Source organism: Streptococcus sp. A25 (assembly GCF_043674095.1).
GTDB classification, from domain to species: Bacteria; Bacillota; Bacilli; order Lactobacillales; family Streptococcaceae; genus Streptococcus; species Streptococcus suis_V.
The window spans coordinates 22,276-29,167 of sequence record NZ_JBIMJO010000026.1; the positions used below are offsets into that span (position 1 = coordinate 22,276).

Annotated in this window: 8 protein-coding genes; 4 read left to right on the forward strand and 4 right to left on the reverse strand. The window is 43.3% G+C overall.

Annotated elements, in window-relative coordinates; translation table 11 throughout:
* Positions 1-92 precede the first annotated feature (92 nt).
* Genes mraY through rsmH form a run of 4 tightly spaced genes read right to left on the reverse strand, consistent with a single transcriptional unit; the run spans position 93 to position 4,631 of the window.
* Positions 93-1,091, reverse strand: a complete 999-nt coding sequence (gene mraY, locus ACHBID_RS10385; RefSeq protein WP_394732251.1) for a phospho-N-acetylmuramoyl-pentapeptide-transferase — start codon at positions 1,089-1,091, stop codon at positions 93-95.
* 7 nt (positions 1,092-1,098) lie between these two features.
* Positions 1,099-3,348, reverse strand: coding sequence for a penicillin-binding protein PBP2X (gene pbp2X / locus ACHBID_RS10390; protein ID WP_394732250.1), 2,250 nt, complete (start codon positions 3,346-3,348; stop codon positions 1,099-1,101).
* Positions 3,348-3,671, reverse strand: coding sequence for a cell division protein FtsL (ftsL, locus tag ACHBID_RS10395; RefSeq protein WP_105160321.1), 324 nt, complete (start codon positions 3,669-3,671; stop codon positions 3,348-3,350). Before ftsL ends, pbp2X begins: the two co-directional genes overlap by 1 nt.
* A gap of 9 nt (positions 3,672-3,680) precedes the next feature.
* On the reverse strand, positions 3,681-4,631 hold the full coding sequence (gene rsmH, locus ACHBID_RS10400; RefSeq protein WP_105160320.1) for a 16S rRNA (cytosine(1402)-N(4))-methyltransferase RsmH: 951 nt from the start codon (positions 4,629-4,631) through the stop codon (positions 3,681-3,683).
* A 207-nt stretch (positions 4,632-4,838) separates the two neighbouring features.
* Here rsmH and ACHBID_RS10405 point away from each other — a divergent pair, with 207 nt between their 5' ends.
* Genes ACHBID_RS10405 through ACHBID_RS10420 form a run of 4 tightly spaced genes read left to right on the forward strand, consistent with a single transcriptional unit; the run spans position 4,839 to position 6,699 of the window.
* Positions 4,839-5,027 (forward strand): helix-turn-helix transcriptional regulator, encoded by a 189-nt coding sequence (locus ACHBID_RS10405; RefSeq protein WP_105122471.1) that lies wholly within the window; start codon positions 4,839-4,841, stop codon positions 5,025-5,027.
* A gap of 15 nt (positions 5,028-5,042) precedes the next feature.
* The gene (locus tag ACHBID_RS10410) at positions 5,043-5,261 is read left to right on the forward strand and encodes a hypothetical protein (RefSeq protein ID WP_105160319.1); all 219 of its coding nucleotides are present in this window, start codon (positions 5,043-5,045) and stop codon (positions 5,259-5,261) included.
* Positions 5,262-5,272: 11 nt separating this feature from the next.
* Positions 5,273-6,376 carry a DUF3278 domain-containing protein gene (locus tag ACHBID_RS10415; protein ID WP_394732249.1) on the forward strand — a complete coding sequence of 368 codons (1,104 nt, stop codon included), beginning with the start codon at positions 5,273-5,275 and terminating at the stop codon, positions 6,374-6,376.
* Positions 6,373-6,699 carry a hypothetical protein gene (locus ACHBID_RS10420; RefSeq protein WP_172021247.1) on the forward strand — a complete coding sequence of 109 codons (327 nt, stop codon included), beginning with the start codon at positions 6,373-6,375 and terminating at the stop codon, positions 6,697-6,699. Before ACHBID_RS10415 ends, ACHBID_RS10420 begins: the two co-directional genes overlap by 4 nt.
* Positions 6,700-6,892: the final 193 nt, after the last annotated feature.

The following is a 6,892-nucleotide window of genomic DNA, read 5'->3' on the forward strand; positions in this document are numbered from 1 at the left end:
TGAAGACTTAAAATTTATCTATACAGATCGTCTTCAAAGAAAAAACTCTCCGTCCTAGAAGCTACATGTCCAAGACTGAGAGTATTTGTTATTTATAGATATAAAATTGCAAGCGTCAATAGACTCATTCCAAGGCCAAGACCCCAAAGGAAGAAGTCCACCTTCCATTCGCTCCATTTTTCAGACTTACCTGTCAAACCACCCAGCTCCAAATGATGATGGAAAGGGGTCATACGGAAAATACGACGACCTTCTCCAAAACGTTTTTTGGTGTATTTGAAATATGAAACCTGCAACATAACAGATGATGTTTCAATAACATAGACCAGACCGATTAGAAGAAGAGTCCATTCTTGACGGAGGGCAATGGAAATGGTTGCCAACATACCACCAAGTGCCAAACTACCTACGTCACCCATGAAAATTTTGGCTGGTTTACGGTTATAGACGAAGAAACCGAGCAAACCACCAATCATGGTTACACAGACCAGAAGAATATCAAATTTCTGCTCATTGTAAGCAATGACTGAGTAAGCTAACAAGCTGATAACAACTGAGATAGAAGCCAAACCATCAATGCCATCAGTCAAATTGACTGCATTAGAAAAACCGACTAACCAGAACAAAACAAATGGTAGATAGAGTACTCCTAAATTGATAATATGCCCAAAAACATTAAGTTCACCACCACCTGAACCTCGTACATGGACAAAGTAGAAAACTAGTCCACCCAAGATTTGCAAGGCTAGCTTTTGTTTGGGATTGAGTCCCTCATTGATTTTACGGAAAATTTTCAAGAAATCATCCAAAAATCCAACTAGTCCATAAAGGGCTAGTATGAAGAGAATGCCTAAGACACCACCAGTGAGCATTTGAAAACTAGCTGCAAAGATTAAAGTGACAAGAACAGAAACAACTAGAAATACAGTGCCTCCCATTGTAGGAGTTCCTGCCTTAAATTGATGTTGCTTCACATCCTCATGCATCTGCTGACCTTCGATGCGTTTGGCTTGATAAAAGGTAATAAAACGTGGTATCAGAATCACCGTTGCTAAAAAAGCAACCAATCCCGATAATAGTGAAAATTGCATTTTAATTTTACTCTCCTAGTGTAATCGTTATTTTTTTGTGTTTACTGATTTTTGTACCAAACTCAATACTCTGTTCAACAACCATCGAACCTGCTCCTTCATAAGTGACTTCAAGACCTAGCCATTCTGCAAGAATATCCATATTTTCTTTTGTCAAACCATATAAATCAGGCATATCTTCTACTGAATCTGTCAGCAAGAGAATTTGCTGGTTTGAAGAAAGATTTGTTCCGACATCTACAGATACTTTCTTTATTTCGGAACCATTCCCTACAATAACTGGCTGAATTAAATAACGACGCAATTCCTCAGCAGTTGTGCCTGGGCCTTGACCAATAACATCTGGTAACTTAAATTCTGTTTCATTTTCCACAAACTGCAATGAAGGAGCAACATTATCCAAGTTTAAATTATCTTTCAATAACATAGCCTCTTTCAGTATTGGATTAAATATATCCTCCCACTCCATTCCAGTATAGGATTCTGGCTCTCTCACGGTTGCATACATAATAAATTCTGGATCCTCAGCTGGAACCATGGCTACGACTGACTGAAGGTATCGACCATCAATGTAACCCGTTCCATCTTCCTTGGCAATCTGGGCAGTACCTGATTTTACTGCCACATCATAACCATTAACCTGAATAACAGGAGACATAGTCCACTTGTTATAGAGCGTACCAAAAACTGGATCAGTCCCAACTGTGATCATGTAATCCCGTGTATCTGAAGCTGCTTTTTCAGATACAGGATGGCCAACCACTTCAGGTTTGGCAATACGCACCGAATCGGAATTTGGATCATACAAGCCTGAGATGAACTTGGGTTGCAACATGGTTCCGTCATTACCAATAGCCGAGAAGGCCCGCAACATCTGGACCTGAGTCGCTGAAATACCCTGACCGAATGAAGACATGGTAATGGTTACGATGTTGTCGCCCGGCAGGAGGCCTGCACTTTCAGACCCCATTCCAAAACGTGTCGGATAGCCAAAACGGAACTTGGCTAGGTAATCCAACCATTTCTCATTGCCCATTTTTTGTTCCAACATGATCGTCCCGACGTTACTGGATAGGGCAAATGCCTGGGCCATATTGAGGGAAACAGCAGACTCTCCCCCATTGACCGTCCAGTCGTTAACCGTTGCATCCGCAATGGTATAGCCATTATTGACAAGCATCTGATTAGGATCAAAGACATTGCTATCGATTGCTGATGCCAAGGTCATGACCTTAATGGTCGAACCTGGCTCCATAGCGGCCTGATACAGAAGGGAGTACTGGAGCAAATCTTTATCAGCTAACCCTTCTTTTGTATCCGCATCATAGCTTGGTCGTTGAGTTGTTGCTAAAATCTCACCAGTTTTGGCTGATACCAAGGTTGCACTGGCATATTTTCCCTTTGTCTTATCAAAGAAAATATCCATGTTGGTTTCTAGCGAACGTTGCAAATCAGCAGATAGGGTCGTATAAACATCTTGACCATTAACCACTTGTGTCTGAATTTTTTCCGTCCCTGGTAAAAGACGACCTAAATTATCTTTCTCATAAAGTACTTTACCATCTTGACCTGCCAAAATATCATTAAGGTAGTATTCCATACCGCTCACACCCTGTAAACTATGACTACCATCCTTGTTTTCAACCGGGTTAGCCAACCCCACGAAAATTGAAGCAAAATTTCCATTTGGATACATTCGACCAGGGCTCATGTTAAACTTAATGCCCTTGATGCCGGCCGCTTCCATTTCCTGACTAATGGTCATCATGGTATTGTAGGAAATATTTTTCCCCTTAGCACCAAAGTAAATGTGGCTCAATTCTGGCTGCTTCAACTGCTTGAGAGCATACTCCTCATCAATATCTAGAAGATTTTTAAAAATAGAAGCCACCTTGGAGAATTGGCTCGACTCTACATATAAAATCTCATTGGAAGCTGATACATAATTCTTATCAACGACTGCATAGACCGTATAGGTGGTCGAATCTTCTGCGATTGGGAAGCCCAGTCGATCATAGATGGTCCCACGCCTTGCTTGAACTATTACCTCTTGCTGGTGCACACGACTAGCGGCCACTGACAAATCCACTCCGAACTTGGAGTCGGTCCCAATAATGATAGCAAAGTTGATAAGGAAAACCAAAAAGGTAAAAATACTGAGTAAAATCAGGTTCTGACCGACCCTACGCCTGTTCTGCGAAGGCCGGTAGCGTTGTTTCAATATGTACCGTAATAATTTCTTTCGTCTCGTCTGCATTATTCGGCAACCCCTACATTATTATTGTTTAAGGTCAATCCTTCTTTTTCAGCAATTTCCATCAATCGACCCGAGCGCGTCAATTCCTGGATAGCCTGCTTAGTATCGTCAATTTCGACCTGCTTGGAGTTGATTTGCTGATTGACCCGTGCCATTTCGCCCTGCACCTGCAAGAGCTTGGTCTGGATGAAAATAACCCCAATAGCCAAGAACAACGCTGTAAATATCAGGCTAGCATAAAAAGCCTTTTCAACGCGGTTAAAGGTTTTGATTTTTTCACTAATCAGACGCATGGTCGTTTCTCTACGTTTTTCCTGCAACATAGCTTACTCCTACTTATGCACTCTCTTTGCTACGCGCAATTTGGCTGAATGCGCACGGTTGTTACTGTCTAATTCTTCTTGACTTGGCAAGATTGGCTTTCTTATGACCAATTCAAGTGGTGCCTTCAAATCATCTGGGATAAAGGGTAAGCCTTTGGGAACATCAATTGTCGAAGCCTCTTTGAACAATTGCTTGGTTAGGCGATCCTCCAGAGAATGGAAGGTAATGACCGAAATCCGTCCTCCCACCGCCAGCAAATCGATGGCCTGCTGAATAGACTCGTCTGCCGCTCCCAACTCATCGTTGACCTCAATCCGAATGGCTTGGAAAATCTGCTTGGCAGGATGTCCCTTCTTCTTGAGTTCCTTGGCTGGTTTGGCAGATTTGATCAGCTCTGCTAACTCAGTCGTTGTTTCAATCGGCTTGAACGCACGCGCCTGTTCAATCTTACGAGCAATCTGCTTGGAAAATTTATCCTCACCATATTTAAAGAAAATCCGCACCAGGTCATGGTAGTCATAGCTATTGACCACATCATAGGCCGTCAAATGCCCTTCTCGGTTCATCCGCATGTCCAGCGGCGCATCTTGTTTATAGGAAAAGCCACGCTCTCGCTCATCCAACTGGGGACTGGAAACACCCAAATCATAGCAAATCCCATCAATCTCCGTCACACCCAGCTCAGCCAAACGCGCCCTTAGATTGCGGAAATTATCCTTGATAAAGGTAACCTGTCCCTTTTCAATATAGGGAGCCAGGCGGATGTGGGCATGGTCAATGGCCGTCTGATCCTGGTCAAAGGCATAAAGATGCCCACCTTCTGTCAGCTGGCTTAGCAGGTACTCGCTATGCCCTGCCCCACCCAGTGTCGCATCCACATAAATTCCATTTGGTTTGATGTCTAGCATGTCGATGGTCTCATGCAAGAGAACCGTCGTGTGATTAAATTCCTTGTTCATATCTTATCTATTGTACCATAAAATCAGCTTAAACCATGTTGCAAACTTTTTACAAAAAATATGTCAATTATAGTTGACATATTTTTAATATTTTCTTATAATAACATTAGGAACCGTGTCAGATATATTTGACAAAAATAGAGGAGACGTCCTCAAAAAATTTTATACAGAGATGTCGCATATATGTGACATAAGATAGGAGGTCATATGAATCGTGTCAAATCCTTCCGAACGGAACTCGGCCTGTCCCAGCTGGAATTAGCCAAGGCTATCGGAGTCTCACGTCAAACCATTAACATGATTGAAAATGACAAATACAACCCCTCGCTGGACCTCTGCATCAACCTAGCCAAGATCCTACAGACCGACCTCAACAGCCTTTTTTGGATTGATTAAAGAAAGGAGAACACTATGAAAAACAAAAGAACTCTCGTACGCTCTAGCCTCTCAACCATTCTCTTCCTTCTTCTGATGGCCATTTGGAATATCGCTGATTATGGCTTGGACCATTTCCTTGCTCAAGCAAGTAAACTGACCAGTTGGCTTCAGGTTGCCATTATGGGATTGGTCTACTTCCTAGCGACTCATCACATCACACCCTACCTCATCAAACGGTACAATCTCAACTAAGGAGACAGGCTATGAACAAGGAAACCTTTCAAAACAAGCTCATCAAACGATTTTACGGCATCGCAGGTCCGCTGGATGAATTTCGCCGCAAAGAGGTCATGAGATTGGGCAATATGGCCTTCATCTTCCTCTTCATCGGACTCCTGTTTACTCTTCTTCTGGCTCTCTCCTTGTCCGAACGATTTCCGGAGCAGGTTGGCTACGGCTACCCAGTCTTTTTAGAAATCATCTTGCTAGGACTTCAGAGCTATCTGGCTCTCCAAAGCTATCGCAGCCAGCTGACTGCACTAGATAGGGAGGATTTGTCGGAGAAAGAGGTACGTGGCCTCAAGTGGGCTAGTGTGAAATTCGCTGTATATTTCACTCTGGTCATGTATCTCTGGAATGCCTTTTTCGGGGCCTGGATGGACAAAGACATGGACTTCATAAGCAATCTGACCACTCCTCGCTTTTTCTTCGCAGCTTGTTTAGGCGGTATCTTCGTGGGGATTGTGACTCACATTCAGTTAGTTTATCGCCAGAAACAAGCTCAAAATCTGACTAGTAGCTCTGCTATTTCCAAAAAAGAAAAACCCTGGATGACCAAGCTCATCAAACATTTCTACGGTGTGCGAGGTCCCTTGGATGAATGCCGGCGGGAACAGGCTGATGAAATTGGCGGTCTTGCTTTTGTCTATCTAAGCTGGTTTCTTTTGATAAGCAATGCTGTCGCTTTTATGCTAGCTGTTCGCTATACAACCGAGGTTGCAACCTGGTATCCTATCCTGCTCGGTGCCATTCTCTTTATTCTCATCGCTGTGCTCAGCTTCCAGATGCTCAACCGTGATTTTGGTCAATTCGACCCTGAAGAAATCAGTCCAGAGGAGCAAGCCCGACCCTATCGCCACCCCTTGCGTTGGGGAATTGGTGTCAGCCTATTCAGCTTAATTTTTTCTAGTGTCTCAGACTTGTTTGACAGCAATGGACCTGTCCTCGAAACTCTCTTTCAACCTAAAAACCTCTTCTACGCTGGTTTTATGGGACTATTTGCAAGCATTGTCATCTCTGCTACCAACTATGTCAAACGACTGGAGGATCAAGAAAACCAACGGAAAATGGAGAGGAGGAAAAAATGAAGAATCACCTATCAACTAAACGACAGTCCATTCTATACTGCATCATTTATATCTTCGTTGCCAGCATTTGCCTGGTCTCCTATTGGGCCCCAGAGCCCTTTGCCTCTCCTAGCCTCCTCACCGTCCCTATCACCATTAGCCTGCGTGTGTCACCTAGTCAAGAAGATATTGCCTACTACCTCCTCCAAATCGTCGTCGCTCTGCTAGTCTTGCTTCTGGTATTTGGTATTGGGGTTTGGCTAGGAAAGGTCAAGCCAATCGGACTCCTGTTCCCATTGGCAATGGGACTCTACCTCGTCTACCTTATTACCAAAAAGGAGTAAACACATGAAATCGAAAACACCCCTCCTTCTCTTCGCCATAGGCTACCTGACCATTACTGGTCTGCTCATTGATGGCTTTCTGACCAATCAGCCCAAACCCATGATAATATTGTTCATCCGGTTCTGTTGCAAAGTTTTAAATCTACTATCAAATAAGGTAGAATAATAGAAAAAGATAGCAGGAGGAATGACG

Excerpts from the sequence above, each read along its gene's own strand:
- mraY (WP_394732251.1), bottom strand. The coding sequence starts at position 1,091 with ATGCAATTTTCACTATTATCGGGATTGGTTGCTTTTTTAGCAACGGTG.
- pbp2X (WP_394732250.1), bottom strand. The coding sequence starts at position 3,348 with ATGCAGACGAGACGAAAGAAATTATTACGGTACATATTGAAACAACGC.
- ftsL (WP_105160321.1), bottom strand. The coding sequence starts at position 3,671 with ATGTTGCAGGAAAAACGTAGAGAAACGACCATGCGTCTGATTAGTGAA.
- rsmH (WP_105160320.1), bottom strand. The coding sequence starts at position 4,631 with ATGAACAAGGAATTTAATCACACGACGGTTCTCTTGCATGAGACCATC.
- ACHBID_RS10405 (WP_105122471.1), top strand. The coding sequence starts at position 4,839 with ATGAATCGTGTCAAATCCTTCCGAACGGAACTCGGCCTGTCCCAGCTG.
- ACHBID_RS10410 (WP_105160319.1), top strand. The coding sequence starts at position 5,043 with ATGAAAAACAAAAGAACTCTCGTACGCTCTAGCCTCTCAACCATTCTC.
- ACHBID_RS10415 (WP_394732249.1), top strand. The coding sequence starts at position 5,273 with ATGAACAAGGAAACCTTTCAAAACAAGCTCATCAAACGATTTTACGGC.
- ACHBID_RS10420 (WP_172021247.1), top strand. The coding sequence starts at position 6,373 with ATGAAGAATCACCTATCAACTAAACGACAGTCCATTCTATACTGCATC.